Below are 26,117 nucleotides of genomic sequence, written 5' to 3' on the forward strand. Positions count from 1 at the left end.
ACGCCATCCCGGCGACGCGCGCCTTCGACGATCGCCCCGCGAGATCCTCCCGTGCCTCCTTCTCCCGACTTGCCCGCCCAAAACTCGCCCGCCCAAAACTCGCCCATTCAGGACGTCCTGAGCCGCGACTTGCTGGCCGCCCTGACCGGCCGTCTCGGCGCGGCGCACGTGATCACTGCATCCGAGGATCTCGAGCCCTACCTCGTCGAGACGCGCGGGCTGCACCGCGGCCGAGCCCTCGCGGTGGCGCGCCCAGCCGACGCGGCCGAGGCGGCCTTCGTGGTGGAGCGGTGCGCCGCCGCCGGAGTGCCCGTGGTGGCTCAGGGCGGCAACACCGGCCTCGTCGGCGGCGGCGTGCCCCAGGGCGGGATCGTCCTGTCGCTGGCCCGCCTCGCCCGGGTGCGGTCCGTCGATCCCACCAACGCCACCATCACCGTCGAGGCCGGCGTCACCCTGGCGGACGTCCAGGCGGCGGCGGAGGCGGCCGGAATGCTGTTCCCCCTGTCGCTGGCCTCGGAGGGCTCGTGCCGCATCGGCGGCAATCTCTCGACCAACGCCGGCGGCACGGCGGTGCTGGCCTACGGCAACGCCCGCGACCTCGTCCTCGGGCTCGAAGTGGTGCTGGCGGACGGCCGGATCTGGAACGGACTCAAGGGTTTGCGGAAGGACAACGCCGGCTACGACCTGAAGCACCTCTTCGTCGGCTCGGAGGGGACGCTGGGCATCATCACCGCCGCCGTCCTGAAGCTGTTTCCCAAGCCCGTGAGCCGGGGCGTCGGTTTCGTCGGCCTCGCCGATCCGGCCGCCGCGCTCGCCCTGTTCGCCCACCTGCGCACCCGGGCGGGGCGCGACCTCACCGCCTTCGAGGTGATCCCGCCCTTCGGGCTGGAGATCGTCCTGCGCCATACGCCGGGCGCGACGCCCCCCCTGGCGGGCCGGCACGGCACCTACGCGCTCATCGAATTCTCCTCGACCCGGCCCGACGCGCCGGCCACGGAAGCCCTCGAAATGGCGCTCGGCGAGGCCATCGAGGCCGGCCTCGTGGAGGATGCGACCCTGGGCGCCAGCGAGGCCCAGAACCAGGCCCTGTGGACCCTGCGCGAGAACCTGTCGGAGGTGCAGCGGCGCGAGGGCGGCTCGATCAAGCACGACGTCTCGGTACCGCTGACGGCGCTTCCCGCGTTCCTCGATCGGGCAACCCGGGCCTGCGAAGCGGCGATGCCGGGCCTGCGCGTCTGCGCCTTCGGCCATTTCGGCGACGGCAACATCCACTTCAACCTGAGCCAGCCCATCGGCATGGACCGGGCGGCGTTCCTCGACCAATGGGGGCGCTTCAACCGCATCGTCCACGACGTGGTGGAGAGCCTCGGCGGTTCCATCGCCGCCGAACACGGCGTCGGTCTGATCAAGCGCGACGAACTCGCCCGCTACGGCGACCCCGTCGCCCTCGACCTCATGCGCCGCCTCAAGACGGCCCTCGATCCGCACGGAATCCTGAACCCCGGCAAGGTGGTCCCGGAGCAGGCTCCACCGGGCGCGCACGCGGAGCCCGGGGGCACCGGGCCGGCCGCCCTCCTCTGAGCCGGGGAGTCCACGCGCTCTTTTGCCGGAACCCGAACGCGCATTGCCGGATTGTCATTGTGCAACGCACCAATCCCGTTCAGACTGCGTTTCGCGCCGCGCCATAGAATCGGCGTCAATGGCCCCAAGGATGTGAGGAGACGGCGGTTTTTCGGACAGTGCGGTGCGGCAGGTTACCCCGCCTTAACCGTCACCCCCTTCAATCGGTCCGAAGATTCCGCCCCGAAGATTCGATTGCGCCGTGGCGCGACCCCGCCCCTCTGGGGCAGCGATGGAGATCCGACGATGCCGACCTCTCAGGCGAGAGTCCCCACGGCCGAGGCGAGCCGCTACCTGAAGCAGCTCTGCCGGCACTGGAGCCACAAGTTCCCCGTCGAGGCCACCGATGACGCCGGCCGCGTGCCGTTCGGCGAGGATCGGGTCTGCACCTTCGAGGCCGAGGCCGACGCCCTCCTGATGCGGGTGGCGACGCCCGATCCCGCGGCCCTGACCCGCCTCGAGAACGTGGTCTCCGATCACCTCCTGCGCTTTGCCTTCCGCGAGAACCTCGGCGAGATCACTTGGTCGCGCGCCGCTTGACCTGATCTCCCGGGACCTGATCTTGAGCGAACGCTCACAGCAGGTTCGAGGGAGATCAAGGGATGGATACGCACGGTCAGGCCGGCGGAGCGGGCTCGGCTCCATCCGCCCATGCCACACGCCTGGAACGCCTCGCGGAAGTGGCCGTCAAGGTCGGCCTCGGGCTGCGGACCGGCCAGGAACTCGTGATCACGGCGCCCCTGGAGACCGTCGCCCTCGTGCGGGCGATCACGGTCGAGGCGTACAAGGCCGGCGCCTCCCTGGTCACCACGTTCTACTCCGACGACGCCGCCACCCTGGCGCGCTTCGCCTACGCCCCGGAGGAGGCCTTCGACACGGCCGCCGGATGGCTCTATTCCGGCATGGCGGAAGCCTACCGCAACGGCGCCGCGCGCCTCGCCGTGGCGGGTGACGACCCCGCGCTGCTCGCCGGCCAGGACACGGCGCGGGTGTCGCGCGCCAACCGCGCCCGCTCGCAGGCCTACGTGCCGGCCCTCGAACTCATCGCCAACTTCGCCACGAACTGGACCATCGTCTCGGCCGCCACCGTGCCGTGGGCCCGCACGGTGTTCCCCGATCTCCCCGAGGACGCAGCCGTGGCCCGCCTGTGGGACGCGATCTTCGCAGCCTCGCGGGTCGACGGGCCGGACCCCATCGGCGCCTGGGAGGCGCACAACGCCGCGCTCCACGCCCGCATGGGCACCCTCAACGCCCATCGCTTCGCGGCCCTGCGCTTCCAGGGTCCGGGCACGGACCTCACGGTGGGGCTCGCCGACGACCACGAATGGTGCGGCGGCGCCTCGGTCTCGCGCAGCGGCATCACCTGCAACGCCAACATCCCCACCGAGGAGGTGTTCACCACACCCCACAAGGATCGGGTCGACGGGTTCGTCACGAGCACCAAGCCCCTGTCCTATCAGGGCACCCTCATCGACGGCATCCGGGTGCGGTTCGAGGCGGGCCGCATCGTCGAGGCCGAGGCGCGCACGGGTGGCGCGGTGCTCGCCAAGGTCCTGGAGACCGACGCGGGTGCGCGCCAACTCGGCGAGGTCGCCCTGGTGCCGGCCTCCTCGGCGATCTCGGCCTCGGGGCTGCTGTTCTACAACACCCTCTACGACGAGAATGCCGCGAGCCACATCGCGCTCGGCCAAGCCTACAGCAAGTGCTTCCTCAACGGCGGCGCGGATTTCAGCGAGGCGGATCTGGTGGCGCGCGGGGCCAACCGCAGCCTGATCCACATCGACTGGATGATCGGTTCGGCCGCAGTCGACGTCGATGGCCTCACGGCGGAGGGCCGGGCGATCCCGGTGATGCGCGCCGGCGAGTGGATCGACTGAGCGCAGCTCCGGGATTCCGAAGGGCCAGCCCTTCGGCGGGTGTCGGGCGGAGCCCGACGAAGAACCCAGGGCGCTGCCCTGGACCCGCGAAGGGCTTTGGCCCTTCGAACCCGGATCAGGTGGCGGGCGCAGCCGCCTCGGTGGCGGATGTCGCCGGCGCCTTCGGCTTCGGCAGCATGGCCGGGCGCCAGCGCCGGTGCATCCAGAGCCATTGTCCGGGATTCTCGCGGATCCAGTCCTCGACCACCCGGGTCATGGCCTGCATGGCGCCCTGGACGTCGATCTCGCCCTTGGCGTCGCGCGGCAGGTCGAGGGGTGGGGTGAGTTCGAGGGCGAAGCGCGCGCCCTCCCGCCGCACCACGCGCACGCCGTGGACCGGGCATTCGTAGTGTCGGGCGAGCTTGCCGAGCAGGGGGTTGACGAGGACGGGGCGGCCGAAGAACTCGACCACGACGCCCCGGGTGAAATGCTGGTCGATGAGCTGGCCGAGGTGTCCGCCGCGCTCCACCACGCCCTGCATGGCGAAGACGGCGCCCTGCCCGGCCGCCGCCAGGCCCCCCATGGTCTGGCGGCGCACCTCCTGCACGAGCCGCGCGGAGGCCGCGTCGTTGGGCGGCCGGAAGATCGCCGTGGCGTCGAGGCCGTAGCGGGCCGCGCAGATCGCCGGCAATTCCCAGTTGGCGAGGTGCGCCGAGAAGATCAGCCCCGGCTTCCCGTCGTCGCGCAGGTCCGCGAAATGGCCCTCGCCCGAGACCTGCATGCGCTGGCTCGACGGATCGGTGTCGTCGGCATCGAACAGGGTGTGGAGGTGGGCGTATTCGGCGCCCGTTCGGCCGAGATTGTCCCAAGCCTCCGCCGCCAGCGCCCGCCGGGCGGCCGGATCGAGGTCGGGGAACGCGGCCGCGAGGTTGGCCATGGCGGTCCGATGGGCCGGCAGGAACGGGCCGACGGTCCGGACCAAGCGCCCGCCGATCCGGCTCGCCCGGTCGGTGCCGAGCCGGCGCGCCAGCCAGAACAGGGTCCGGATCAGGGGGATCATCGCCAGCCCGGCAAGGCGCGGCAGGTGGCGTTTCAGGACCAGAGCGAGGCGGAGCAAGGCGATTTCCGTGCGGACGAGCGCTCACGGCGACGCTCACCCTCCCCGCTTAGATCATTTTCTCGCGGGGGTGCACCCGGTCTGCGTCCAACGGCCGGGCGGCCCCGGCGAGACGCTCCGTCACAGGGTGACGAGAATCTTGCCGAACACCTTGCGGGATTCGAGGCGCTCCAGCCCCTGGGCGAAATCGGCGAGCGGCAGGATCGTATCCACCACGGGGGTGAGGCCCTCGGCCATCTTGGCGAGCGACTGGCGGATGTTGGCCATGGAGCAGCCGAACGAGCCGGTGATGCGGTATTGCTGCTGGAACAGCTGCATCAGGTTCATGGTGGTGGAGACGCCCGAGGTCGACCCGCAGGTGACGAGGCGCCCGCCGCGCTTGAGGCACAGGAGCGAGCCGTTCCAGGTGTCGGGCCCGACATGCTCGAACACCACGTCGACGCCCTTGCGCTTCGTCAGCCGGCGGACCTCGCCCTCGAAGCGTTCGTCGCGGTAGTTGATGACGTGGTCGGCGCCGAGCGCCTTGGCCTTGTCCCCCTTGGCGTCGTCGCCGACCGTGGTGAACACCGTGCAGCCGATGGCCTTAGCCATCTTGATCGCCGCCGTGCCGATGCCGGAGCCGCCGGCATGGACCAGGATGCTTTCGCCGGGCTCCAGCTTCGCGTTGTCGAACAGCATGTGCTGCACGGTGCCGAAGGCGATGGGCGCACAGGCGGCATCGGTGAAGCCGACCCCGTCCGGCACCCGGACCACGAGACGGGCCGGCATGGTCACGAACTCGCGGGCGAACCCATCGATGTGGAAGCCCATCACGCCGGCGACGTTCTCGCAGAGATTGTCGCGGCCCTCCCGGCAGGCCTTGCACTGGCCGCAGGTCTGGGCGCCGTAGAGGGCCACGCGGTCGCCCTCGGCCAGGCCCTCGACGCCCTCGCCGACGCAGGCGATCTCGCCCGAAGCTTCGGCGCCCACGGTGAGGGGCAGCTTGCGCTTGGCGAAGGCCATGCCGCGAAAGCCCCACACGTCGATGAAATTGAGGCCGACCGCCCGGACGCGGATCCGGACCTCGCCGGGGCCGGGGAGAGCCGGGGCCTCGATCTCGCTCACGCGCAGGTCGCGGTCGCCGAAGAGCTGGAGGGCTTGCATGGGGTCTCGATCCGGACTCAGGCGATCACGATGCGGCCGTCGAGGCCGATGACGCGGCCGACGCCGCGGACGCGGTTGAGGATGCGGTCACCCGCCAGGGTCTCGCAATCGGGCGGCATGGTCAGGGTGACGCGCCCCTCCACGACGGCGACGGGAAGATTGCCGAGGCTGCCCGTCATTCCGGCCGTCAGCGGGAAGGCGAGGCGCAGGAGGGCGCCGAGCAGGCGGGCCCGGTCGAACAGGCGGGCCCCGGCGAGGTTGCGCAGCATCGGGCTCGCCTTTTCCGGCGCGACGCCCTCGTGGCGGAAGTATACGGCGAGCGCCAGATAGGCCCGACCGGGATGGTCGATGCCGACGAAGGCCGCGTGGGTGATCACGTTGACGCTCTGCTCGCCGCGATAGTCCGGGTGCGCCCGCCAGCCGATATCCGAGAGCAGGCAGGCGGCGTGCCGCAGACGGCGCTCGTCCGCCGTCTCGGGCGCGTCGAGGGAGGCGATGAAGCGGTCGGTCCAGGCGATGAGATCCGTGGCATGCCCCGGCGAGCGGGCCCGCAGGGCATTGAGTTCGGCGGCCGCCACCAGGAGCGGATCGGCCAGCCGCGCGTCCCGGTCGAGCTGCTCGTAGAGCAGGCCCTCGCGCACGCCCGCGGCCGAGACCGCGAGTTCGCGCGGGCGCCCGACCCGGAGGATTTCCTCCAGCACCACCGCCCCGTAGGCGAGCAGTGGCCGGCGGGCCTCGGAGACGCTCTCGACGTCCTGCAGCAGGGCCGCGTCCGTGCGCTCCACCACTTCGAGGAAGTTGAGTTCGTCCGAGGGCTCGACGCTGTAGCCGTGCATGACGTGGAGCGGGTAGCCCCGCGCGGCCTGATGCAGGCGGGCCAGGGCCCGCCAGGTGCCGCCGACGGCGTAGAAGCTGCGTCCGCGCAGGGTCTCGAGTTGGGGGGCGGCCTTCTTCAGGTGCTCGCGCACGATCTTGATGGCCTTCTTGGGCGAATTGCCCGAGAGGTCCTGAAGGGCCAGTCCGCCGAGCGGCATGGTCACGCCCGTGCCCACGGTGGCGCCGCGCACGTCCACGAGTTCGAGGGAACCGCCGCCGAGATCGCCGACCACGCCGTCCGGCGCGTGGAAGCTCGATACGACGCCCAGGGCCGACAGCTCGGCCTCGCGCCGCCCCGACAGGAGCTCGATGGGGTGGCCGCAGGCGGCCTGCGCGGCCGCGAGGAACTCGGCGCCGTTCTGCGCGTCCCGGGCGGCGGCCGTGGCGAGCACGAAGACCCGGGCGACCCGCATGGTCTCGCACAGCACCCGGAATCGGGCGAGGGCGATCAGGGCACGCCGGACGGCCTCCTCGTTGAGGCGACCGGTGGTGAGCACGTTGCGGCCGAGCCCGCACAGGACCTTCTCGTTGTAGAGGGGCGTCGGCGCCCGCGTCAGCCCGTCATAGGCGACGAGCCGCACGGAGTTCGAGCCGATGTCGATGATGGCCACGGGCTCGCGGCGCATCGAGGCCGGCGACGCGTCGGCCCCGGACTCGCCGCGGGGTGGGCCGGCATGGTGGAGGCCCATGCATGTTCCTTCGGCAAGGCGCTCAGGCGCGCTGGGCACGGCGGCTCAGGGCGCGCGGGCTCGATTTCTTCGACGATTTGCCGCGCCCGGACAGGCTCGGATTCGTCATGAAATATTTATGGGCGTTGAACGGTTCCTCGCCCTCGGCCGGCTGGATCCGCTCACTCGCGCCAGACGCCAGTACACGCCAGCTCTGGCGGTTGTCGAGGAGGTTAGCCAGCATGATCTGATCGAGCACCTGCTGATGCACCGTGGGATTGGTGATGGGCAGGAGCGCCTCGACCCGGCGATCGAGGTTGCGGCTCATGAGATCGGCCGAGGAGATGTACACCGTCGCCTTGGGGTGAGGCAGCCCGACGCCGTTGCCGAAGCAGTAGATGCGCCCGTGCTCCAGGAAGCGCCCGACGATGGATTTCACCCGGATGGTCTCCGACAGGCCGGGGATGCCCGGCCGGAGGCAGCAGATGCCGCGGACCACGCAATCGATCTGCACCCCCGCCGCGCTGGCGTCGTACAGGGCGTCGATGATCTGCTGATCGACCAGGGAGTTGCACTTGATCCAGATCGCCGCCGGGCGCCCGGCCTTGGCGTGGGCGATCTCCTGCTCGATGTTCTCGAGGAGGCGGGGCTTCAGGGTCAGGGGTGAGACCGCCATGCGCTCGAGGCCCGCGGGCTCGGCGTAGCCGGTGATGTAGTTGAAGATGCGCGACACGTCGCGGGCCACCACCGGATCGGCGGTGAAGAACGACAGGTCGGTGTAGATGCGCGCCGTGATCGGGTGATAGTTGCCGGTGCCGACGTGGCAGTAGCTCACGAGCTTGTCGCCCTCGCGCCGGACCACCATCGACAGCTTGGCGTGGGTTTTCAGTTCGACGAAGCCGAACACCACCTGCGCGCCCGCCTTTTCGAGGTTGCGCGCCCAGCGGATGTTCGCCTCCTCGTCGAAGCGGGCCTTGAGCTCGACGAGGGCGGTGACCGACTTGCCGAGTTCGGCGGCTTCCGCCAGGGCCGCCACGATGGGCGAGTTCGAGGAGGTGCGGTAGAGGGTCTGCTTGATCGCGACCACGTTGGGGTCGCGGGCGGCTTGCGCCAGGAACTGCACCACCGCGTCGAACGACTCGTAGGGGTGGTGGACGGTGAAGTCCTTCTGCCGGATGGCCGCGAACACGTCGCCGCCGCTCTCGCGGATGCGCTCGGGGAAGCGCGGATTGTAGGCCTTGAACTTGAGCTCCGGCCGGTCGATCCCGACGATCTGCGACAGTTCGTTGAGCGCCAGCATGCCCTCGACCATGAAGACCGCATCGGGGCCGATCTCGAGTTCGTCGGCGACGAAGGCGCGCAGATCCTCCGACATGCCGGCCTCGACCTCGAGGCGGATGACGATGCCGCGGCGGCGCTGCTTCAGGGCCGTCTCGAAATGCAGGACGAGGTCCTCGGCCTCCTCCTCGATCTCGAGATCGGAATCGCGGATCACCCGGAACGCCCCGTGGCCGCGCAGGGAGTAGCCCGGGAACAGGCGTCCGGTGAACAGGACGATGACCTGCTCGATGGCGATGAACCGCGCCGTGGCGTCCCCGTCCGCGTCGGGCAGGCGCACGAAGCGGTCGACCAGGGCCGGCAGGCGGATGAGGGCGCGCAGCACCCGCCCGTCCCGCGGACGCATGAGCATCAGGGCGACGGTCGACCCGAGGTTCGGGATGAACGGGAACGGATGGGCCGGATCGATGGCGAGCGGCGTCAGCACCGGGAAGACGTGGCTGAGGAAATACTCTTCCAGCCAGGCCTTGTGCTCCGGCGTGAGGCCGGCGGGCTCGACGAGCTCGATGCCGACGCCGAGGAGTTCACCGCGCAACTCGCGCCAGCGCTGCTGCTGGTCGAGCGCCAGGCGCGACACGTCCGAACCGACGCGCGCGAGCTGCTCGGCCGGGCTCAGGCCGTCCTGCGAAGGCGCGACGAGGCCGGCGCGGACCTGATCGTGCAGGCCGGCGACGCGCACCATGAAGAACTCGTCGAGGTTGTTGGCCGAGATCGAGAGGAAGCGCAGCTGTTCGAGCAGCGGGTGGTTGGGGTTCGAGGCCTCCTCCAGAACCCTTCGGTTGAACTGGAGCCAGGACAGCTCGCGGTTGACGAAGCGCTCGGGCGAGTGGCGCAGCGCGAGGCCGGCCTCGCGCACGGTGCCGCGGACGTCGGCGGCGGCGGGCAAGTCGGGTGCCGGCTCGGGCAGGGGCGCCTCCACCAGGGGCAGATCGACGTCCGGCCCGGCCTCCGCCGCAAGGGCCGCGGGCCCGTCCGCACCGGTCGCGGGCTTTTCCTGAGCGACGCGTTTCGGCGCGGACCGTGTGGCCCGGGGACGGGCCACCGCACGTGTGGTCTCGGCCTCGGCGGGTCCGGTCTCCGGTGCGGTCGCGTCCGATTCCATGTCCGCCAAGTGTCTGTCTCCTGAAAGCTGAGGGGCGGCTTCCTAGCATGCGGGAAGGCGCGGTTCTTGACGGTTCGATGACAGTTTCCGGTCCGCAGCCTCTAATCGTCGGCCTCGTCGTCGGTGGCATCGAGGCCGAGGCGGGCGAGCACGGCCAGCGCCAGGGGCCGGGTGATGCGCCGGCCGCGCCCGAGGGCGTCGCGGTCGAGTTCGCTCACCACCTGTCGGGCGAGGCCGAACGAGCGGTCGATGCGCAGGGCCAAGGCCTCGACCACGGCGAGATCGACCACGAGTTGGCGATCCACGAACAGCTTGACGAGGACGGCGCGCAGGAGCGCATCGTCGGGAGCGAGGATGGTGGCGCCGGGCGCCAAGCGGAGGCGGGAGCGCAGATCCGCCGTCGCGAGGCCCATGGCCTCCACGGCTTGCGCCGCCGTGACGAGGACGGGGCTGCCATGCTCCCGCGCGAGGTTGAGGAGATGGAACAGGGCCGCCTCGTCGCGACCCTCGGGCCGGTCGATGTCCTCGATGACGAGGGCGCCGTTGGAGACGAGGTGCGGCACCCGTGCGGCCTGGACCTCGGCGACGGAGGCGGTCCAGGCATGGGCCCGCGTCGCCCAGATCGAGGCGAGGTGGCTCTTGCCGCTGCCGGGCGGGCCGGTGAGGACGCAGACCGTGTCGGGCCAGTTCGGCCAGGCTTCCACGAGGCCGTAGGCCGCCTCGTTGGCGGGACCGACCAGAAAGTCCTCGCGCCCGTAGCGGGGGTCGGCGGGCAGGTCGAACGCAAGTTGCTTGGGGGGCGCATTCTCGCGGATGGCCATCAGGTCTCACGGTTGGGGAGCAGCACCGGGGAGCCCGCGTGATAGAGCGGACTCTGCAGGTAACGGCTCAGGGCGAAGCGCACCACCACGCCGATGGAGGCGGCCACGGGCACGGCGAGCAGAAGGCCGAGGAAGCCGAACAGCGAGCCGAAGGCCAGGAGCGCGAACATCAGCCAGACCGGGTGGAGGCCCACCGATTCGCCGACGAGTTTCGGCGAGATGATGTTCCCCTCCAGGAACTGGCCCACCGCGAACACCCCGACGGTGAGCCCGATATGGAGCCAGTCGGAATCGGGCCAGAACTGCGCCAGGGCGACGCCGACGGAGAGCAGGAAGCCGGTGAGCGTCCCCACATACGGAATGAAGGTGAGGAAGCCCGCGATGAGGCCGATGAGCACGCCGAAGTTCAGCCCGACCACGAACAGCCCGACGGCGTAGAAGGTGCCGAGGATCAGACAGACCAGGGTCTGGCCGCGCACGAAGCCGGTGACGGCCCCGTCGATCTCGCGGCCGAGGCGGCGCACCACGGCGCGGTGGCGCGGCGGCACCCAGCCGTCGAGGGCCGCGATCATCCGGTCCCAGTCGACGAGCAGGTAGAACGCCACCACGGGCGTCACCACGAGGAGCGAGGCGATGGAGATCAGCGCCTGACTGCCCGACCACAGGGATTTCAGGAAGGCGAGGAACCACGTCCCGCCCTGCCCCACCAGGGTGCCGACGGAGGATTGCAGGTCGGTCAGGACATCCGCGCCGCCCATGCGCTGCAGCAGCGGGCCAGCCCTCTCCGTCAGGATTCCCTGCAGCCGCGCGACCATGCCGGGCAGGGTCGCGACCAACGCGGCGATCTGGTTGGCGGCGAGCGGGACGACGATGAGGAGCGCCACCACGAGGGCGACCACGAACATCGCCAGGATCAGGAGCGAGGCCGTGAGCCGCCCGAGGCCGAGACGTTCGAGGCGGTCGGCGATGGGATCGAGGAGGTAGGCCAGCGCGAGGCCGGCCACGAAGGGCAGCATCACGTCGGCCAGGAGATAGAGGAGCAGGACAGCTCCGCCGAGTGCCAGACACCCGATCACCGCCCTGCCGCGCATCGGCCGTCCTCCGTCCCGCACGCCGCCCGTGCGCTCACGAGAGTGGGAAGCCGGTGGGGTGCGGTCAAGGTATGCCGCAGAAGACTCGCGAAGGCGCGCGGGAATGGTTAGAGGTCGCGAAAGAGCGGATCGGAAGAGAGCGGCGCGGATGACCGGCGAGCCCAAACACGGAATGACCTACGCGGAGGCCGGCGTCGACATCGATGCGGGCAACGCCATGGTCGAGACGATCAAGCCGCTGGTGCGCGCCACCCGCCGGCCGGGGGCGGATGCCGAGATCGGCGGGTTCGGCGGCCTGTTCGACCTCAAGGCGGCGGGGTTCCGCGATCCGATCCTGGTGGCAGCCAACGACGGCGTCGGCACCAAGGTGAAGATCGCCATCGAGACCAACCGCCACGACACCATCGGCATCGATCTCGTCGCCATGTGCGTCAACGACATCATCGTCCAGGGCGCCGAGCCGCTGTTCTTCCTCGACTATTTCGCCACCGCCAAACTCGTGCCCGGCGTCGGGACCGACATCGTGCGCGGGATCGCGGCGGGATGCCGCCTCGCCGGCTGCGCCCTCATCGGCGGCGAGACCGCCGAGATGCCGGGCCTCTACGACGGCGCCGACTACGATCTCGCCGGCTTCAGCGTGGGGGCGGCCGAGCGCGGCACCCTGCTGCCGCGCGGCAACATCGTGCCCGGCGACGTGGTGCTGGGCCTGCCCTCCTCCGGGGTCCATTCCAACGGCTTCTCCCTGGTGCGCCGCATCGTCGAGAAGAGCGGCCTGTCCTACGACGACCCGGCGCCGTTCGAGCCGATCCGCACCCTCGGTGAAGCCCTCCTCGAGCCGACCCGCATCTACGTGAAGCCTCTGCTCGCCGCCCTGAAATCCACGGACGGGATCAAGGCGCTGGCCCACATCACCGGCGGGGGCTTTCCCGACAACCTGCCGCGCGTGCTGCCCGACGGGGTCGGCATCGCCATCGACCTCGACGCGATCATGCCCCCTCCGGTGTTCGGCTGGCTCGCCGAGATCGGCGAGGTCGCCGAATCCGAGATGCTGCGCACCTTCAACTGCGGCATCGGCATGGTGGTGGTGGTCTCGCCCGACAGCGTCGGCGCGGTGTCGAAGGCGCTGGATCTCGGCGGTGCCTCGCCCGTGCGGCTCGGCCGGATCACGACGCGGGGTCCCGAGCCCGTGACCTTCGAAGGCCGGCTCACGTTTTGACGGTGCCGCGCTGATGATGCCTCCGAAAAAAACCCGGGTCGCGATCCTGATCTCGGGACGCGGCTCGAACATGGCCGCGCTCATCGCGGCGGCCGCGGCGCCGGATTTTCCCGCCGAGATCGTGCTGGTGGCCTCCAACCGGCCCGAGGCCGGGGGCCTCGCCACGGCGGCGGCGGCCGGCATCGCGACCCGCGCCATCGACCACAAGGCCTATCCGAGCCGCGCGGCCTTCGACGCGGCGCTGCACGCCGAACTCGTGACCGCGGACATCGACCTCGTGTGCCTCGCCGGCTTCATGCGGATCTTCTCCGCCGGCTTCGTCGAGGCCTGGGCCGGGCGGATGATCAACATCCACCCCTCCCTGCTGCCCCTGTTCAAGGGCGTGCACACGCACGAACAGGCGTTGGCCGCCGGGGTGCGCCTGCACGGCTGCACCGTGCATTACGTGGTGCCGGAGCTCGATGCCGGGCCCATCGTCGCCCAGGCCGCCGTGCCGGTCCTGCCGGGCGACGATGCCGACGCGCTGGCCGCCCGCATCCTGGTGCAGGAGCACCGGCTCTATCCGGCGGCCCTGGCGCTCATCGCCTCGGACCGTGCGCGCCTCGACGGCGACCGGGTGGTTTTTTCGGACGATGTGAGCCGGGCGGACGGCGCCCTGCTCAGTCTTCGGGATTAGACGGGCTCCGCAGTGGGACGGACCTGCACAGGCGGGTCCGCCCTGCAGCGAATCAGGCCGGGCGCGGCAGCTGGCAGCTGTCGAGGGCCGAGAGCGCCTTGGCGCGGGCCGAATCGTTGAAGTAGCCGGTGGTGCGATAGGCGACGAGTTCGTTCTGGTCGAGGCTCGCCAGGGTGCGCTGGGCGTAGCAGCCGCATGGGCGGGCGAGGGAGACCTCGGACACGTTCTGGAGCCGGGCCTGCGTCACCGTGCAGGCATGGCGCACGCGACCGGTGAGGTTGCTCGCGGTGGCGGTCTTGAGGGCCGGATCGGGCGTGTAGCCGGCGAGCTCGGCCGTCGGGCCGGCCTTGTTGGCGTTGCAGGCGGCGAGCGCAGCGAGGAGGCCTGCGGCGAGCAGAAGCCGGCCGGTGCGCGGAGCGAGGAGGCGCATGGTGTGAGGGGTCCGTGAAAGCGATTCGGGAAACAGCCCGGTTTCACGGAGCCCTGGTGGCCGCGCAAGGGCAGCGCGGCCACAGCGTGGCGGCAAATACCGCCGCGCACCGCCGCCCCTCGGGACGGCGGTGCGCGGCGAAGGCACTCAGCCGGCGATGTCGGAGTCCTGGAAGAACTGCGCGATCTCGAGCTTGGCGTTCTCGGCGCTGTCGGACCCGTGGACGGTGTTCTCGCCCACCGACTCGGAGAAGGTCTTGCGGATGGTGCCCTCGTCGGCATTGGCCGGGTTCGTGGCGCCCATGATCTCACGGTAGCGGGCGATGGCGTTCTCGCCCTCGAGCACCTGCACGACCACGGGGCCGGAGATCATGAAGTCGACGAGCTCGCCGAAGAACGGGCGCTCCTTGTGGACCTCGTAGAACTTCTCCGCCTGGGCACGGCTCATCTGGATGCGGCGCTGACCGACGATGCGCAGGCCGGCCTTCTCGATCACGGCATTGACCGCGCCGGTCAGGTTCCGCTTCGTCGCGTCGGGCTTGAGGATGGAGAAGGTGCGCTCGGTGGCCATGGTTCGTCCGGTTCTGATTCTGTGGCCGGAACTTAAGGCTCCGGCGCCGGGCTTATAGCGGGGGCGCCCCCGCCCCTCAACCCGAGGGTAAAAACCCTTGCCTCACGAGGAAAAACCCTCGGCCATGGCTTGAGCGCAACAGTGCCGGAAATTCGCCCGATTGCGCGGGCTTTCTGGTGTCAACGACACCGACCCCTTCCGCCGTTCGACGGAGACCATCCCATGCGCGTCGCCCTGACTGCCGCCTGCCTTCTTTCCGGCTTCACCATCGCCCAGGTGGTGCCGGCCCTCGCCGCTCCCACCCAGGACCCGTCGGGCACCTGGCTCACCGGCGACGGACGGGCCAAGGTCCGCATCGACCGGTGCGGCCCGGGCGGCGCCAACATCTGCGGCAAGGTGGTCTGGCTGAAATCCCCCACCACCGAGGACGGCGCTCCGCGCACCGACATCAAGAATCCCGACCCGAAGAAGCGCAGCCGCCCTGCCTTGGGCCTTACCCTCCTCGACAACCTCAAGCCCGAGGAGTCGAAATTCTCCGGCGAGATCTACAACGCCGACGAGGGCAAGCTGTACCAGGTGAGCCTGGAGCGTGAGAGCGCCTCCGAGCTGTCGGTCTCGGGCTGCCTCCTGAAGATCCTGTGCGGCTCGCAGACCTGGACCCGGGTGCCAGATGTGAACCAGCAGGCCACCAACGTGGCCGGCGAGGCCGCCGCCCCGGCGCCGAAGCCCGCCGCGAAGGCGGTTCCGAAGCCGGCGGCCAAGGCCGCTCCGGCGGAATAACGGTCCCCAGGGGGCACTGCCCCCCTTGTGTGGAAGGGAGGGTCCCCCCCCTTTCAGATCGCCGCGAACCCGCGCTGCACGGCGGGCCGCGCCAGCATCCGGGCGATCCAGGCCTCGACATTGGGCAGGGCGGCGAGGTCGACGCCCTGCTTCTCGTGGTACTTGGCCCAGGGCAGGATCGCGATGTCGGCGATGGAAATGTCTCCCGCGACATAGTCCCGGCCGTCGAGTTGCCGGTCGAGGACGCGATAGAGCCGCTGGGCCTCCGTGGTGAAGCGCTCGATAGCGTAGGGAATCTTCTCCTGCGCGTAGATGCGGAAATGATGGGCCTGACCGAGCATCGGCCCGAAGCCCGCCACCTGCCAGATCAGCCACTCCTCGACCTTCACCCGTGCGCGCTCGTCGGCGGGGAGGAAGCAGCCGGTCTTTCGGCTGAGGTATTGTAGGATCGCCCCCGATTCGAAGATTGTGATCGGCTCGCCCCCCGGCCCGTCGGGGTCGACGATGGCCGGGATCTTGTTGTTGGGCGAGAGCGCGAGGAAGTCCGGCGCCATCTGGTCGCCCCGGCCGATGTTCACGGGCACCACCCGATAGGGCAGGCCGCACTCCTCCAGCATGATCGGGATCTTCCAGCCGTTGGGCGTGCTCCACGTGTGTACGTCGATGGGTCGTCCCGGAGCGTGTGCCATGCGGTTCATCCCGGCCAAGGTTCGTCGTGCTTCCTGTGCCGGATCAAACCGCAACGCCAGCCGATGGTTGCGGGCGGGGTGCTGGGCGGATCGCGGGCCGGCCTTACATCGGGGAGATTGCTCCGCAAAAGCCTCTTGCCGAACGCTCTGGTTGTGGGTGTGATGCGCCGTGCCCGCCCCATAGGGGCAACACCGCAATCGAGAGTTGTTACGATGCCGTTCCGCTCCCTCCTCCTAGCCTGCCTCGCCGCCCCGCTCCTGCTGTCCCAGCCGGTCTTCGCCCAGGAGAAAGGCACGGCCGCCAAGGAGCCGACCGTGAGCCAGAGTGCGGCGCGCACGCGCCAGAAGACCTGCGGTGCGGAATGGCGGGCGCTCTCCGTCGCCGACAAGGCCGCCAAGGGCCCGAAATGGCCGCAGTACTTCAGCAAGTGCGTGAAGCGCCTCAAGGAACAGAAGGCCTGATCCACAAACACCGGTGCGTCGGGCACCGTAGCGCTTACCCGGGAACGCTTGCCCGTCTGCCCTGTTGGCCGTCGGGCGGCTTGTACGGGACGGGACGGGGCGATGCGGGAACGGCAGGCGTTGCAGCGCGTGGTGGCGGCGGTCGCCCTCGTGCCCGTCGTGTCGGGCCTCTACGGCGTCCTGTTCGGCCTGAGTAGCGGGGGCGGCCTCGTCGATGTCTCCGCCGACAGCCATTACCGCTACCTGTCGGGCCTCCACATGGGCATCGGCATCCTGTTCTGGATCTGCGTGCCGGGAATCGAGGCCAAGGCCGGCCTGTTCCGCTTTCTCACCCTGGTGGTGGCGCTGGGCGGCCTCGCCCGGCTCCTCGGCCTGGCGCTGACCGGCCTGCCGTCCCTGACCATGATGGCGGCGCTCGCCGTGGAGCTCGTGGTGACCCCGCTCCTGTGCCTGTGGCAGGCGCGGGTCGCCGGATCATCCGCGGACGCCCTCGTTCCGGCGGCGTCACGCGTTCCATGAGCGAAGCGACGCAGGACGCGCCCTCCCTCCTCGACCGCACCCTCGCCTTCGCCGACCGAGTGGTGCCGCCGCCCTCCGCCTGGGCCTTCGCCCTGCGGATCTGGCTCGCCATGGTGCTGGCCCTCTACGCGGCGTTCTGGCTCCAGCTCTCGGGAGCCTCCTCGGCCATGGTCTGCGTGGCGATCCTGGCCCAGCCCAAGCGCGGACAGGCCCTGTCGAAGGCGCTCTACCGGTTCGTGGGTACGATCGTCGGGGCCGTGGTGGCCATCGTGCTCATCGCCCTGTTCGCGCAGGACCGGGTGCTGCTGCTGGTGTCGTTCGCGACCTGGCTGATGCTGTGCGTCTTCACCGCCCACTTCCTGCAGGACACCCGGGCCTACGGGGCGATGCTGTCGGGCTACACCGTGGCGATCATCGCCATCGCGCATATCGACGCGCCGCAGGCGGTGTTCGAGGCCGCCGTCGACCGGGTGGCGGCGATCGCCATCGGCATCGTCGCCATCACCTTCATCAACGATGCCCTCGCCTCCCCCAGCACGTGGCGCACGCTGCGCACGCCGCTGGACGGCGCGCTGGAGGCGACCCGGGCTTTCGCGCGCGACACCTTCACGGCAGGCGATCCCGGATCGGAGCGCGCCGGCGCCCTCATCCGCCGCATCGCGGTCATGCGGGGGGACGCCAGTGCCATCGCGGGCGAACTCGACGACGGCCCCAACCGGGCCGCGGGGGCCCGCAGCGCCATCGCGGCCCTCTACGCCATGGCGGCCTCCGCCCGTGCCTTCGGGACCGCCGCCGACCGCGCGCCCGGCCCCGCCGTGGCGGAGGCCCGTGTCCTGTGCCTCGACCTCACCCGCGACGGCGCGCGGGACGCGGCCCTCCGGGCGGCCGAACGCCTGCGCGACGGTCTCGCCGACACCGTCGGGCGCGGGGCCGATCTCGGCGAGGTCCTGGCCCTGCAGCGCGCCGTCGATTTCGCCCGGAACGCCGCCTTCGCGCAGGACGGCGCCGAGGCCCTCGACACCGGGAAGCGTCCCTTGCGCGACGTGCCCCTGCCGACCCATCGCGATTTCCCCGTGGCCCTGCGCGGGGCCGCGCGGGTCGGCATCGCGTTCGGGACGACGGCCCTCCTTCTCATCTTCGCGGGCTGGCCGGCCACCTCCTTCGCCCTTGTCCAGGTGGCCGCCACCTGTGCGCTCTCCTCCATCACGCCGGACCCGAAGGCATTCGCCCGGGGCGTGCTCATCGGCATGCCGCTGGCCGCCCTGTGCGCCGGACTCGTCCTGTTCGGGCTGCTCGCCGGGGTGCAGGGGTTTCCGCTGCTCGCCATCGCCATCGCGCCCGTGGTGTTCGTGGCCTGCTTCCTCAGCCTCAATCCGCCGACCTTCGGTGTCGGCTTCATCCTGCTGGTGTTCTTCCCCGTCCTGCTCTCGCCCTCGAACCCGCAGACCTACGATCCGCAGACGTTCTTCGCGAACGCCCTGCTGGTGGTGATGGCGGCCCTCATCCTGTTCGTCACCGTGCGGGTGGTGCTGCCGATCTCGCCCTCCCAGCACCGGGCCTTCGCCCTCGATTCGGCACGGCGCGCCCTGGTCGATGCCCTGGCCGGCGAGGGCGGCGATGCCACCACCCGGACCAGCCTCAACAGCGATCGCCTCCTCCAGTTCGCGCAATGGAGCTCGAAGAGCGGCGCCGTGCGGACGGCAAGCCTCGACCGGGCCTTCGATCTCGCCCGGATGGAGGCGGCCGCCGCCCGGGCTCATGCGGAGCTCAGGCGTCTCGCGAGCGACCCCGCCCTCGCGGATGCCGCCGGGGCGGCGCGGCAGGCGATCATGGCCGTGGACCGCCGGGCCATCGAGGCGGCGGCGCACGCGCTGCTGGCGGCCGGGCGGGGGACCGCGCGGACCACGCGCCTCGCCATCGCCCGGGCGGCGAGCGATCTCGCCACCATCGCCAACGTCGCCGTGACGCAGGGGCGGTTCCTGCGCCGCCTCGGACTGAAAGGCGCCTGATGCGTTCGGACCTCGACTTCGGCGGCGTTCTCGTCTCGCCCTTCGTCGCCTACGCCGCCGGCGCCCTGGCGATCCTGATGCTCCTGCGCGTCGCCTTCAACCGTCTCCGCTTCAGCCGCTACGTCGCCAATCCGCCGCTCGCGGAGGCCGGCCTCTACGTCTGCATCCTCGCCCTCCTGATCGTGTTCCTGTGACGATGTCCGACGAATCCCGAGATGCCCGCCAAGACGCAGACCGGAAGGCTCAGCCGGCCAAGACTCCCAAGACGGTAGGCCGGCCCCGGCGGATCCTGCGCCTGTTCGCCACCGGCCTGATCCTGGCCTGCGCCTTCGTGGCGGCGGCCCTGGTCTGGCAATTCTACGTCACCGCGCCGTGGACCCGCGACGGCCGGGTGCGCGTGCAGGTGGCGAGCGTCGCGCCCCAGGTCTCGGGCCAGATCGTCGAGTTGCGCGTCACCGACAACCAGGCGGTCAGCAAGGGAGACGTGCTCTACGTCATCGATCCGTTCGATTTCGACGTCGCCATCGCGTCGGCCCAGGCCGAGATGGACAACCGCGAGGCCGACCTCCAGGTCAAGCGCACCCAGGCCGCGCGGCGCGAGGCGCTCACCACCCTGTCGACCTCCGTCGAGGAGAAGCAGCAATTCGCCGGCACGGCCAAGATCGCCGAGGCCGCCCTCGCCTCGGCCAAGGCGCAGCTGTCCCAGGCCAAGATCAACCGCACCCGCACGGAGGTGCGCGCGCCCGTGAACGGCCGGGTGACCAACCTGCTCCTGCGGGTCGGCGACTACGCCACCACCGGCACCGTCAACATCGCGGTGATCGACACCGATTCGTTCTGGATCGACGGCTACTTCGAGGAGACGAAGATGGCCCACATCCATGTGGGCGACACCGTCTCGGCGCAGCTCCTCGGTTACGATCCGATCATCCGCGGCCGGGTCGAGAGCATCACGCTCGGCATCAGCATCGCCAACGCGGCGCCGAGCACGCAGGGGCTGCCCAGCGTCGATCCCGTCTACACCTGGGTCCGGCTCGCCCAGCGCGTGCCCGTGCGGGTGCGCATCGAGGGCGTGCCCGCGGGCGTGACCCTGGTGGCCGGCATGACCGCCACGGTCTCCGTGGGGGAGCCGAGCGTCCACGGACGCAACTGGTGGGCGGCCCTGCGCCAGCGCGTCTCGGGCTGGGCGGTCCCGACCCCGAACCCGTGAAGCGGGTGGGATGGGGACGGGCGCCAAGACGTTGATCGTTCAGGACGTTTCGCGGTGCTCCCTCACTCCGACCGGAGACTTTCGACCAAGCCGGCAAATAGGGGGTTGACGCTTCCCCCCGGCAGTCGCAGTCTGTCCTTGTGCTTCGCCAGTCAAGCACAGACAAAGCAACGAGGTGACCAGCAGCGACGTTTGACGTTCGATTGCGGCCAACCCCGAGTGGGAGACGAGCATGACTCCACCCCAGCAGCACGCTGCGGCGACGATCCGAGCTTAATTCGATCCGGATCCGAGCAGCGAAGACACGAATCACGGGACGGAAGCGGTCACCGGGGCGCAGAAGCGGCCTTTACGGCACGACTTCGAACACGCGAAATGCCCCATCTCGACCGCTTCCGCCGCCGGTTTCTCTTGCTCAGCCTTGGCGGCTGAGATCTAAGTTCATCAAGATTTCATCGTAGAAGACGTCGGCGATGTTCAGCGCGCGCAGCTCGATGCCGTATGGCACGAACCCGGCGGCTTCGTAGGGCCGGATCGCGCCGTGATTGGCGGCCTCCACGGACAACCCCACATCGTCCACGCAAGTCTCCGCATAGGCGGTCACGGCCGCGATGAGCGGCATGCCAACGCAGACGCCGCGTGCGTCCGCGCTGACGAAGACGCCCCACGAAGCGCCACCCACAAAGTGCCGTTGGTGGCGGAGCTTGGGCGCCTCGGGCACGTAGAGTGCCGCGCCTCCGACCAGGTCCGCCCTCCCCGCTCCAGGCACCGAATACGGCTTGGATCTCCAGGGGTCACGGCGAACCACGCGAGCGGCTGTCTGGATTCAACCTCCCCTGACGCGCCGAACGCCTCCGGGTGCCGGGTAAGGCATCGAGACGCACGGCGTGGAAAGCCGGCGTATCGGCCGGCCGAGATGGCGGATCGTGAAAGCGGATGCCGGGCTCAACGCGTCATTCCCTCGCGATGAAGCTGGTCTCGTCCCGCTTGCGGCTACCGGATTCACACGATTGCGTTTTTCCAGAAGCAGGGCGCGTCCCTCTTGCCACAGGGGGAGGAGGGCCGCATCGCGCTGAGATGTGTGGATACAATGGCCGCTGGCGGGGAGAGGGAATGCGCACCGAGGGCCTTCACGCCCACCCGCGCCATCTGCAGCCCTACCCTCGTGGGGAGGTCAGCGCGCCTCCTACTCGATGCCGAGCTTCGCCTTCAGCAGGGCGTTCACCGCCGCCGGGTTGGCCTTGCCGCCCGTGGCCTTCATGGTCTGGCCGACGAACCAGCCGAGGAGCGTCGGCTTTTCCTTGGCCTGTTGCACCTTGTCGGGGTTCTTCGCGATGATCGCGTCGATGGCCGTCTCGATGGCGCCGGTGTCGGTCACCTGTTTCATGCCGCGCGATTCGACCAGCGCGCGCGGGTCGCCGCCCTCGGTCCAGACGATCTCGAACAGGTCCTTGGCGATCTTGCCGGAGATGACGCCCTCGCCGATGAGGTCCACCACGGCACCGAGTTGATCCGCCGAGACCGGGCTCGTCTCGATGCCCTTGCCCTCCTTGTTGAGGCGGCCGAACAGCTCGTTGATCACCCAGTTCGCCGCGGCCTTGCCGTCGCGCCCCTTGGCCACCGCCTCGAAATAATCGGCCGAGGACCGCTCGGCGATGAGCACCCCGGCGTCGTAGGGGCTGAGCCCGTAGGCCTCGATGAAGCGCGCCTTCTTGGCGTCGGGCAGTTCGGGCAAGCCCTCGGCGAGCCGATCGACGTAGGCCTGGTCGAACTCCAGCGGCAACAGGTCGGGATCGGGGAAGTAACGGTAATCGTGCGCCTCTTCCTTGGAGCGCATGGAGCGGGTCTCGCCCTTGCCCGGATCGAACAGCCGGGTCTCCTGGGAGATGGTGCCGCCATCCTCGATGATGGCGATCTGGCGCCTTGCCTCGACCTCGATGGCCTGGCCGATGAAGCGGATCGAGTTGACGTTCTTGATCTCGCAGCGGGTGCCGAGCGGGTCGCCGGGCAGGCGCACGGACACGTTCACGTCGGCCCGGAGCGAGCCCTTCTCCATGTCGCCGTCGCAGGTGCCGAGGTAGCGCAGGATGGTGCGCAGCTTGGTCACGTAGGCGCGCGCCTCCTCCGACGAGCGCAGGTCGGGGCGCGAGACGATCTCCATGAGGGCGACGCCCGAGCGGTTGAGATCGACGAAGCTCTGGGTCGGGTTCTGGTCGTGGAGCGACTTGCCGGCGTCCTGCTCGAGGTGCAGCCGCTCGACGCCCACCGTGATCGTCTCGCCATCGGGCAGATCGACCAGCACCGTGCCCTCGCCGACGATGGGGTCCTTGAACTGGGAGATCTGGTAGCCCTGCGGCAGGTCCGGGTAGAAGTAGTTCTTCCGGTCGAACACCGAGCGGTGGTTGATCTGCGCCTTGAGCCCGAGGCCCGTGCGCACGGCCTGGGCGACGCATTCCTCGTTGATCACCGGCAGCATGCCGGGCATGGCCGCGTCCACCAGGGAGACGTGGTCGTTGGGCTCGCCCCCGAATTCCGTCGCGGCGCCGGAGAACAGCTTGGAGCGGCTCGTGACCTGGGCGTGGATCTCCATGCCGATCACGACCTCCCAATCGTGCAGGCCGCCCTTGATGAGTTTTTTTGGGTTCACGGCTGCGGTCATGATGGCCCAGGTTCAGCGTTGCGGAGCGCGGGTGAGCGCCGGAAGGGTGCAAGTCATCGAAGGTGGAAGTGCCGGCCGGCGCGGTCAAGCGCGCAGGCGATAGAGCTGGTGCGCCAGGAAGCCCAGGGCACCCCACAGGAATCCGGCGATCCAGCGGATCGGGAAGAAGGTCGGTCCGTCGTGGCTCACCGGGGCCGGCCAGGGGATGCCGATGGCCGTGACGCCCCACGACACCAGCACGGAGACCGAGAAGGCCATCAGCGACACGAGGATGACCTTCACGAACTGATCCGACTTCCAGCCCATGACCAGCGCGATGGCGATCAGAACGGGATCGAACGCGGCCCAGATCCACTCGTTGAAGGCATAAACCGGGACGGTCATGGCCGCGCTTTCATGCCCACCACGCCGCCGGCAGTTTGGTCCGACCGGCGGCCGTCTCGATCACCTGGGCGGCGGCGAACAGGGTCTCCTCGTCGAAGGGCCGGCCGATGAGCTGGAGGCCCAGCGGTAGCCCCTGCGCATCGAGGCCGGCGGGCACCGAGAGACCGGGAAGCCCCGCCATGTTCACCGTGATGGTGAACACGTCCTGCAGGTACATCTCGACGGGGTCGCCCGAGCCCTTCTCGCCGAGCCCGAAGGCGGCGGACGGGGTGGCGGGGGTGAGGATCGCGTCGATGCCCGACGCGTAGGCCTCCTCGAAGTCGCGCTTGATCAGGGTGCGGATCTTCTGGGCGCGGACGTAATAGGCGTCGTAATAGCCCGCCGACAGCACGTAGGTGCCGATCATGATCCGGCGCTTGACCTCGCGGCCGAAGCCCGCCGCGCGGGTGTTCTCGTACATCCCGGCGATGTCCTTGCCGGGCACCCGCAGGCCGTAGCGCACGCCGTCGTAGCGGGCGAGATTCGAGGAGGCCTCGGCCGGGGCGACGATGTAGTAGGCCGGAAGCGCGTAGGGGGTGTGCGGCAGGGAGATCTCGCGCACCGTGGCGCCCGCGTCCTTGAGCATCTCCGCCCCGCGGTCCCACAGGGCCTGGACCTCGGCGGAGAGGCCCTCGACCCGGTACTCCTTCGGAATGCCGATGGTGAGGCCCTTCACGCCACGCGACACCGCCGCCTCGAAGTCCGGCACGGGAAGATCGGCGCAGGTGGTGTCCCGCGCGTCCTGACCGGCCATGGAGCCGAGCAGGATGGCGCAGTCGCGCACGGTGCGGGCGATGGGTCCGGCCTGATCGAGGGACGAGGCGTAGGCCACCGTGCCCCAGCGCGAGCAGCGCCCGTAGGTCGGCTTGATGCCCACCGTGCCGGTGAAGGCGGCGGGCTGGCGGATGGAGCCGCCGGTGTCCGTGGCGGTGGCGCCGAGGCACAGGTGGGCGGCGACGGCCGCGGCGGAGCCGCCCGACGAGCCGCCCGGCACCAGCTTGGTGTCGGACCCGTTGCGCCGCCAGGGCGAGATCGTGTCGCCGTAGGCCGAGGTCTCGTTGGACGAGCCCATGGCGAACTCGTCGAGGTTGAGCTTGCCCAGCATCACGGCGCCGTCGCGCCAGAGGTTGTGCGTCACGGCCGATTCGTAGTGCGGCTGGAAGCCTTCGAGGATCTTGGACCCGGCGGTGGTGGCAACGCCGTGGGTGCAGAACAGATCCTTGATGCCCAGCGGAATGCCCTCCAGGGGGCGCGCCGCGCCGGCGGCGATCTTGGTGTCGGCCACCTCCGCCATGGCGAGCGCACGCTCGGGCGTCTCCAGGATGTAGGCGTTGAGGCCGCGCGCCTTCTCCATGGCGGCGAGATGCGCCTTCGCGAGATCGGTGGCGGAAAAGTCCTTGGCCTTGAGCCCGTCGCGGGCGTCGGCCAGGGTGAGTTCGTTCAAGGTGGTCATGGGCGTTCGGTCCTCAAGATCCCGACGGACCCCGTCGCCGGTCTCGGCGCCGAACGATCCTGCCAGGAGGCATCACGAAAACAGGGGCGGCGCTACTCGACCACCTTCGGAACGAGGAAGTAATGGTCCTCGGTCTCCGGCGCGTTGAAGACGATGTCGTCGGCGTGGCCGCCCTCCGTCACCGTATCGGTGCGCTTCTTCATCGCCATGGGGGTCACCGAGGTCATCGGCTCGATCCCCGTCACGTCGACGGCGCCGAGTTGCTCGACGAAGGCCAGGATCGCATTCAGCTCGCCCTGGAGCGGCGCGACCTCGTCCTCGCTCACCGCGATGCGCGCCAGATGCGCGATGCGCCTCACCGTCGTTGCGTCGACCGACATGCTGCCTTGAGCCCCCAGGAGGATGCGCCGGGGCTTTGACGACCGCGACGGAACACGGCCGGGCTATAGCACCCGCCTTCGCGCGCTCGCAACGCCGGGCGATCCCGTCTCAGGCGATCATATGGCCGGCGCGGGCGGGCACCTCCACGGAGATGCCGGGCCTGTGGGGGTTGCGCTCGGCCTGCTGGAAGCCGAAGGCGACGATCTCGACGGCCAGGAGCAGCATCAGCTTGTGCCGGAACGGCATCGTCCGGCGGGCAACCGGGGCGGGGGGATTCGTTCCGGACAGGTTCATACGCACCACCCACGACGTTAACACCTTGTTAACGATGCTATGACCGGACGGTGCCGGCAAGGCCAGGGCGACGTTTGCTTAGGGTTAATGGACACGGAGACGACGGCATGTGGGACACGGTGTTCGCGCAGGGTGTGGCCGGACCGGTCTCGGGGGAGGCGGATCTCGCCCGCGCCGAGGCGGAGTTGGGCTTCCCCCTCCCCGCCTCCTACCGGGACTTCTGCCGGCGCTGGGGCGCAGGCCTGGCCGCCGGTCATTTTCGCGTCCTGATCCCCGGTCCCGCTCCGGAGACGGACCTCGTCACCGGCGCGGAGCTCATGGCCCACAGCATCGGCGCCGTCCTGTCGGATCGTCCCGACCATGGGTTCGAGGTGGAGGGCGACGATCCCTCCGTGGTGGAGCGGGCCTGCTTCTTCGGCCGCTCGGAGGCGGGCGAGTTCCTGTTCTGGGATGTCGTCCCGGAGCGGCCCGAATACGAGATCTGGGTGATGGGCGCCGACCTCGAATCCGTGCGCTTCGGCGGGGCCGATCTCGGCGACTTCCTGCGGCGGGTGCAGACGCCGACCGTGCGCGGCATCCTCGGCATGGGTGCGGCCCCCCTGCCCTCGACCTTCGTGGGCGACGATCCGGCCCCCAGCACGCATTGACGGCGGCGGGCCCCCGGATTGCCACTCGGCCACGGATCGATCAGGAGGGGCGGATCAGCGGAGAGCG

The 26,117-nt window shown here is 70.0% G+C and carries 27 protein-coding genes; 12 read left to right on the forward strand and 15 right to left on the reverse strand.

What is annotated here, in order from left to right:
- The first annotated feature begins 105 nt into the window (after positions 1–105).
- The 3 genes from ASF25_RS06940 (at position 106) to ASF25_RS06950 (ending at position 3,497) form a co-directional block, all read left to right on the forward strand.
- Positions 106–1,581: an FAD-binding oxidoreductase gene (locus tag ASF25_RS06940; RefSeq protein WP_056304109.1), complete on the forward strand. Its 1,476-nt coding sequence runs from the start codon at positions 106–108 to the stop codon at positions 1,579–1,581.
- A gap of 285 nt (positions 1,582–1,866) precedes the next feature.
- Positions 1,867–2,160: a DUF2218 domain-containing protein gene (locus ASF25_RS06945; RefSeq protein WP_056168259.1), complete on the forward strand. Its 294-nt coding sequence runs from the start codon at positions 1,867–1,869 to the stop codon at positions 2,158–2,160.
- A gap of 62 nt (positions 2,161–2,222) precedes the next feature.
- Positions 2,223–3,497: an aminopeptidase gene (locus ASF25_RS06950; protein WP_056304076.1), complete on the forward strand. Its 1,275-nt coding sequence runs from the start codon at positions 2,223–2,225 to the stop codon at positions 3,495–3,497.
- Between the two features lie 115 nt (positions 3,498–3,612).
- Here the strand turns inward: ASF25_RS06950 and ASF25_RS06955 are convergent, their stop codons facing one another.
- The 6 genes from ASF25_RS06955 to ASF25_RS06980 all read right to left on the reverse strand — a co-directional run bounded on the left by ASF25_RS06955 (position 3,613) and on the right by ASF25_RS06980 (position 11,632).
- Positions 3,613–4,593 carry a lipid A biosynthesis lauroyl acyltransferase gene (locus tag ASF25_RS06955; protein WP_056262619.1) on the reverse strand — a complete coding sequence of 327 codons (981 nt, stop codon included), beginning with the start codon at positions 4,591–4,593 and terminating at the stop codon, positions 3,613–3,615.
- 120 nt (positions 4,594–4,713) lie between these two features.
- Complete coding sequence (locus ASF25_RS06960; protein ID WP_056262622.1) at positions 4,714–5,736, reverse strand: zinc-binding dehydrogenase; 1,023 nt, start codon at positions 5,734–5,736, stop codon at positions 4,714–4,716.
- 17 nt (positions 5,737–5,753) lie between these two features.
- Positions 5,754–7,238: an exopolyphosphatase gene (gene ppx, locus ASF25_RS06965; RefSeq protein WP_056262729.1), complete on the reverse strand. Its 1,485-nt coding sequence runs from the start codon at positions 7,236–7,238 to the stop codon at positions 5,754–5,756.
- A gap of 85 nt (positions 7,239–7,323) precedes the next feature.
- On the reverse strand, positions 7,324–9,720 hold the full coding sequence (locus tag ASF25_RS06970) for an RNA degradosome polyphosphate kinase (RefSeq protein ID WP_244472933.1): 2,397 nt from the start codon (positions 9,718–9,720) through the stop codon (positions 7,324–7,326).
- A gap of 101 nt (positions 9,721–9,821) precedes the next feature.
- The gene (locus ASF25_RS06975; RefSeq protein ID WP_056168412.1) at positions 9,822–10,535 is read right to left on the reverse strand and encodes a hypothetical protein; all 714 of its coding nucleotides are present in this window, start codon (positions 10,533–10,535) and stop codon (positions 9,822–9,824) included.
- A 5-nt stretch (positions 10,536–10,540) separates the two neighbouring features.
- Positions 10,541–11,632, reverse strand: a complete 1,092-nt coding sequence (locus ASF25_RS06980; protein WP_056168278.1) for an AI-2E family transporter — start codon at positions 11,630–11,632, stop codon at positions 10,541–10,543.
- A 148-nt stretch (positions 11,633–11,780) separates the two neighbouring features.
- On the opposite strand from ASF25_RS06980, the gene purM reads away from it, so the two are divergent.
- Positions 11,781–12,848, forward strand: coding sequence for a phosphoribosylformylglycinamidine cyclo-ligase (purM, locus tag ASF25_RS06985; protein ID WP_056168291.1), 1,068 nt, complete (start codon positions 11,781–11,783; stop codon positions 12,846–12,848).
- 13 nt (positions 12,849–12,861) lie between these two features.
- Complete coding sequence (gene purN, locus ASF25_RS06990; protein WP_056304080.1) at positions 12,862–13,524, forward strand: phosphoribosylglycinamide formyltransferase; 663 nt, start codon at positions 12,862–12,864, stop codon at positions 13,522–13,524.
- A 52-nt stretch (positions 13,525–13,576) separates the two neighbouring features.
- Here purN and ASF25_RS06995 read toward each other — a convergent pair whose 3' ends face one another.
- Together ASF25_RS06995 and ndk are read right to left on the reverse strand one after the other, a co-directional pair.
- Positions 13,577–13,954 (reverse strand): hypothetical protein, encoded by a 378-nt coding sequence (locus ASF25_RS06995; protein WP_056168297.1) that lies wholly within the window; start codon positions 13,952–13,954, stop codon positions 13,577–13,579.
- Between the two features lie 147 nt (positions 13,955–14,101).
- Positions 14,102–14,524: a nucleoside-diphosphate kinase gene (ndk, locus tag ASF25_RS07000; RefSeq protein ID WP_056168300.1), complete on the reverse strand. Its 423-nt coding sequence runs from the start codon at positions 14,522–14,524 to the stop codon at positions 14,102–14,104.
- A gap of 222 nt (positions 14,525–14,746) precedes the next feature.
- Here ndk and ASF25_RS07005 point away from each other — a divergent pair, with 222 nt between their 5' ends.
- On the forward strand, positions 14,747–15,304 hold the full coding sequence (locus tag ASF25_RS07005; RefSeq protein ID WP_056168303.1) for a DUF2147 domain-containing protein: 558 nt from the start codon (positions 14,747–14,749) through the stop codon (positions 15,302–15,304).
- A 53-nt stretch (positions 15,305–15,357) separates the two neighbouring features.
- Here the strand turns inward: ASF25_RS07005 and ASF25_RS07010 are convergent, their stop codons facing one another.
- On the reverse strand, positions 15,358–15,993 hold the full coding sequence (locus ASF25_RS07010) for a glutathione S-transferase N-terminal domain-containing protein (RefSeq protein ID WP_056168415.1): 636 nt from the start codon (positions 15,991–15,993) through the stop codon (positions 15,358–15,360).
- Between the two features lie 213 nt (positions 15,994–16,206).
- On the opposite strand from ASF25_RS07010, the gene ASF25_RS07015 reads away from it, so the two are divergent.
- The 5 genes from ASF25_RS07015 to ASF25_RS07035 all read left to right on the forward strand — a co-directional run bounded on the left by ASF25_RS07015 (position 16,207) and on the right by ASF25_RS07035 (position 20,193).
- Entirely contained in the window at positions 16,207–16,455 is a 249-nt protein-coding gene (locus ASF25_RS07015; protein ID WP_056168306.1) for a hypothetical protein, read from the forward strand.
- Between the two features lie 102 nt (positions 16,456–16,557).
- The gene (locus ASF25_RS07020; protein ID WP_056168308.1) at positions 16,558–16,974 is read left to right on the forward strand and encodes a DUF4345 domain-containing protein; all 417 of its coding nucleotides are present in this window, start codon (positions 16,558–16,560) and stop codon (positions 16,972–16,974) included.
- A complete protein-coding gene (locus ASF25_RS07025; protein WP_056168311.1) occupies positions 16,971–18,983 on the forward strand; it encodes an FUSC family protein in 2,013 nt (670 codons plus the stop codon). Before ASF25_RS07020 ends, ASF25_RS07025 begins: the two co-directional genes overlap by 4 nt.
- Positions 18,983–19,177, forward strand: a complete 195-nt coding sequence (locus ASF25_RS07030) for a DUF1656 domain-containing protein (protein WP_056168314.1) — start codon at positions 18,983–18,985, stop codon at positions 19,175–19,177. The genes ASF25_RS07025 and ASF25_RS07030 overlap by 1 nt, the downstream gene beginning before the upstream one ends.
- A 2-nt stretch (positions 19,178–19,179) precedes the next feature.
- Positions 19,180–20,193: an HlyD family secretion protein gene (locus tag ASF25_RS07035; RefSeq protein ID WP_056304082.1), complete on the forward strand. Its 1,014-nt coding sequence runs from the start codon at positions 19,180–19,182 to the stop codon at positions 20,191–20,193.
- 415 nt (positions 20,194–20,608) lie between these two features.
- On the opposite strand, the gene ASF25_RS07040 is transcribed toward ASF25_RS07035, so the two are convergent.
- From ASF25_RS07040 to ASF25_RS22590, 6 genes are all read right to left on the reverse strand, one after another.
- Positions 20,609–20,815 (reverse strand): hypothetical protein, encoded by a 207-nt coding sequence (locus ASF25_RS07040; RefSeq protein ID WP_210168824.1) that lies wholly within the window; start codon positions 20,813–20,815, stop codon positions 20,609–20,611.
- A gap of 564 nt (positions 20,816–21,379) precedes the next feature.
- Positions 21,380–22,852 (reverse strand): Asp-tRNA(Asn)/Glu-tRNA(Gln) amidotransferase subunit GatB, encoded by a 1,473-nt coding sequence (gene gatB, locus ASF25_RS07045; protein WP_056168323.1) that lies wholly within the window; start codon positions 22,850–22,852, stop codon positions 21,380–21,382.
- Positions 22,853–22,936: 84 nt separating this feature from the next.
- Entirely contained in the window at positions 22,937–23,236 is a 300-nt protein-coding gene (locus ASF25_RS07050; protein WP_056168326.1) for a hypothetical protein, read from the reverse strand.
- A 10-nt stretch (positions 23,237–23,246) separates the two neighbouring features.
- A complete protein-coding gene (gene gatA / locus ASF25_RS07055; protein WP_056168329.1) occupies positions 23,247–24,728 on the reverse strand; it encodes an Asp-tRNA(Asn)/Glu-tRNA(Gln) amidotransferase subunit GatA in 1,482 nt (493 codons plus the stop codon).
- A 92-nt stretch (positions 24,729–24,820) separates the two neighbouring features.
- Positions 24,821–25,108 carry an Asp-tRNA(Asn)/Glu-tRNA(Gln) amidotransferase subunit GatC gene (gatC, locus tag ASF25_RS07060; protein ID WP_056168332.1) on the reverse strand — a complete coding sequence of 96 codons (288 nt, stop codon included), beginning with the start codon at positions 25,106–25,108 and terminating at the stop codon, positions 24,821–24,823.
- Between the two features lie 109 nt (positions 25,109–25,217).
- On the reverse strand, positions 25,218–25,403 hold the full coding sequence (locus tag ASF25_RS22590) for a hypothetical protein (RefSeq protein WP_156368890.1): 186 nt from the start codon (positions 25,401–25,403) through the stop codon (positions 25,218–25,220).
- Between the two features lie 107 nt (positions 25,404–25,510).
- On the opposite strand from ASF25_RS22590, the gene ASF25_RS07065 reads away from it, so the two are divergent.
- Entirely contained in the window at positions 25,511–26,050 is a 540-nt protein-coding gene (locus ASF25_RS07065; protein ID WP_056304086.1) for an SMI1/KNR4 family protein, read from the forward strand.
- Positions 26,051–26,117: the final 67 nt, after the last annotated feature.

The sequence above is a fragment of the Methylobacterium sp. Leaf100 genome, assembly GCF_001422845.1.
Lineage (GTDB): Bacteria > Pseudomonadota > Alphaproteobacteria > Rhizobiales > Beijerinckiaceae > Methylobacterium.

Excerpts from the sequence above, each read along its gene's own strand:
- ASF25_RS06945 (WP_056168259.1), top strand. The coding sequence starts at position 1,867 with ATGCCGACCTCTCAGGCGAGAGTCCCCACGGCCGAGGCGAGCCGCTAC.
- ASF25_RS06950 (WP_056304076.1), top strand. The coding sequence starts at position 2,223 with ATGGATACGCACGGTCAGGCCGGCGGAGCGGGCTCGGCTCCATCCGCC.
- ASF25_RS06960 (WP_056262622.1), bottom strand. The coding sequence starts at position 5,736 with ATGCAAGCCCTCCAGCTCTTCGGCGACCGCGACCTGCGCGTGAGCGAG.
- ppx (WP_056262729.1), bottom strand. The coding sequence starts at position 7,238 with ATGCGCCGCGAGCCCGTGGCCATCATCGACATCGGCTCGAACTCCGTG.
- ASF25_RS06970 (WP_244472933.1), bottom strand. The coding sequence starts at position 9,720 with ATGGAATCGGACGCGACCGCACCGGAGACCGGACCCGCCGAGGCCGAG.
- ASF25_RS06980 (WP_056168278.1), bottom strand. The coding sequence starts at position 11,632 with ATGCGCGGCAGGGCGGTGATCGGGTGTCTGGCACTCGGCGGAGCTGTC.
- purM (WP_056168291.1), top strand. The coding sequence starts at position 11,781 with ATGACCGGCGAGCCCAAACACGGAATGACCTACGCGGAGGCCGGCGTC.
- purN (WP_056304080.1), top strand. The coding sequence starts at position 12,862 with ATGATGCCTCCGAAAAAAACCCGGGTCGCGATCCTGATCTCGGGACGC.
- ASF25_RS06995 (WP_056168297.1), bottom strand. The coding sequence starts at position 13,954 with ATGCGCCTCCTCGCTCCGCGCACCGGCCGGCTTCTGCTCGCCGCAGGC.
- ndk (WP_056168300.1), bottom strand. The coding sequence starts at position 14,524 with ATGGCCACCGAGCGCACCTTCTCCATCCTCAAGCCCGACGCGACGAAG.
- ASF25_RS07005 (WP_056168303.1), top strand. The coding sequence starts at position 14,747 with ATGCGCGTCGCCCTGACTGCCGCCTGCCTTCTTTCCGGCTTCACCATC.
- ASF25_RS07010 (WP_056168415.1), bottom strand. The coding sequence starts at position 15,993 with ATGGCACACGCTCCGGGACGACCCATCGACGTACACACGTGGAGCACG.
- ASF25_RS07015 (WP_056168306.1), top strand. The coding sequence starts at position 16,207 with ATGCCGTTCCGCTCCCTCCTCCTAGCCTGCCTCGCCGCCCCGCTCCTG.
- ASF25_RS07020 (WP_056168308.1), top strand. The coding sequence starts at position 16,558 with ATGCGGGAACGGCAGGCGTTGCAGCGCGTGGTGGCGGCGGTCGCCCTC.
- ASF25_RS07025 (WP_056168311.1), top strand. The coding sequence starts at position 16,971 with ATGAGCGAAGCGACGCAGGACGCGCCCTCCCTCCTCGACCGCACCCTC.
- ASF25_RS07030 (WP_056168314.1), top strand. The coding sequence starts at position 18,983 with ATGCGTTCGGACCTCGACTTCGGCGGCGTTCTCGTCTCGCCCTTCGTC.
- ASF25_RS07035 (WP_056304082.1), top strand. The coding sequence starts at position 19,180 with ATGTCCGACGAATCCCGAGATGCCCGCCAAGACGCAGACCGGAAGGCT.
- ASF25_RS07040 (WP_210168824.1), bottom strand. The coding sequence starts at position 20,815 with ATGCCGCTCATCGCGGCCGTGACCGCCTATGCGGAGACTTGCGTGGAC.
- gatB (WP_056168323.1), bottom strand. The coding sequence starts at position 22,852 with ATGACCGCAGCCGTGAACCCAAAAAAACTCATCAAGGGCGGCCTGCAC.
- ASF25_RS07050 (WP_056168326.1), bottom strand. The coding sequence starts at position 23,236 with ATGACCGTCCCGGTTTATGCCTTCAACGAGTGGATCTGGGCCGCGTTC.
- gatA (WP_056168329.1), bottom strand. The coding sequence starts at position 24,728 with ATGACCACCTTGAACGAACTCACCCTGGCCGACGCCCGCGACGGGCTC.
- gatC (WP_056168332.1), bottom strand. The coding sequence starts at position 25,108 with ATGTCGGTCGACGCAACGACGGTGAGGCGCATCGCGCATCTGGCGCGC.
- ASF25_RS22590 (WP_156368890.1), bottom strand. The coding sequence starts at position 25,403 with ATGAACCTGTCCGGAACGAATCCCCCCGCCCCGGTTGCCCGCCGGACG.
- ASF25_RS07065 (WP_056304086.1), top strand. The coding sequence starts at position 25,511 with ATGTGGGACACGGTGTTCGCGCAGGGTGTGGCCGGACCGGTCTCGGGG.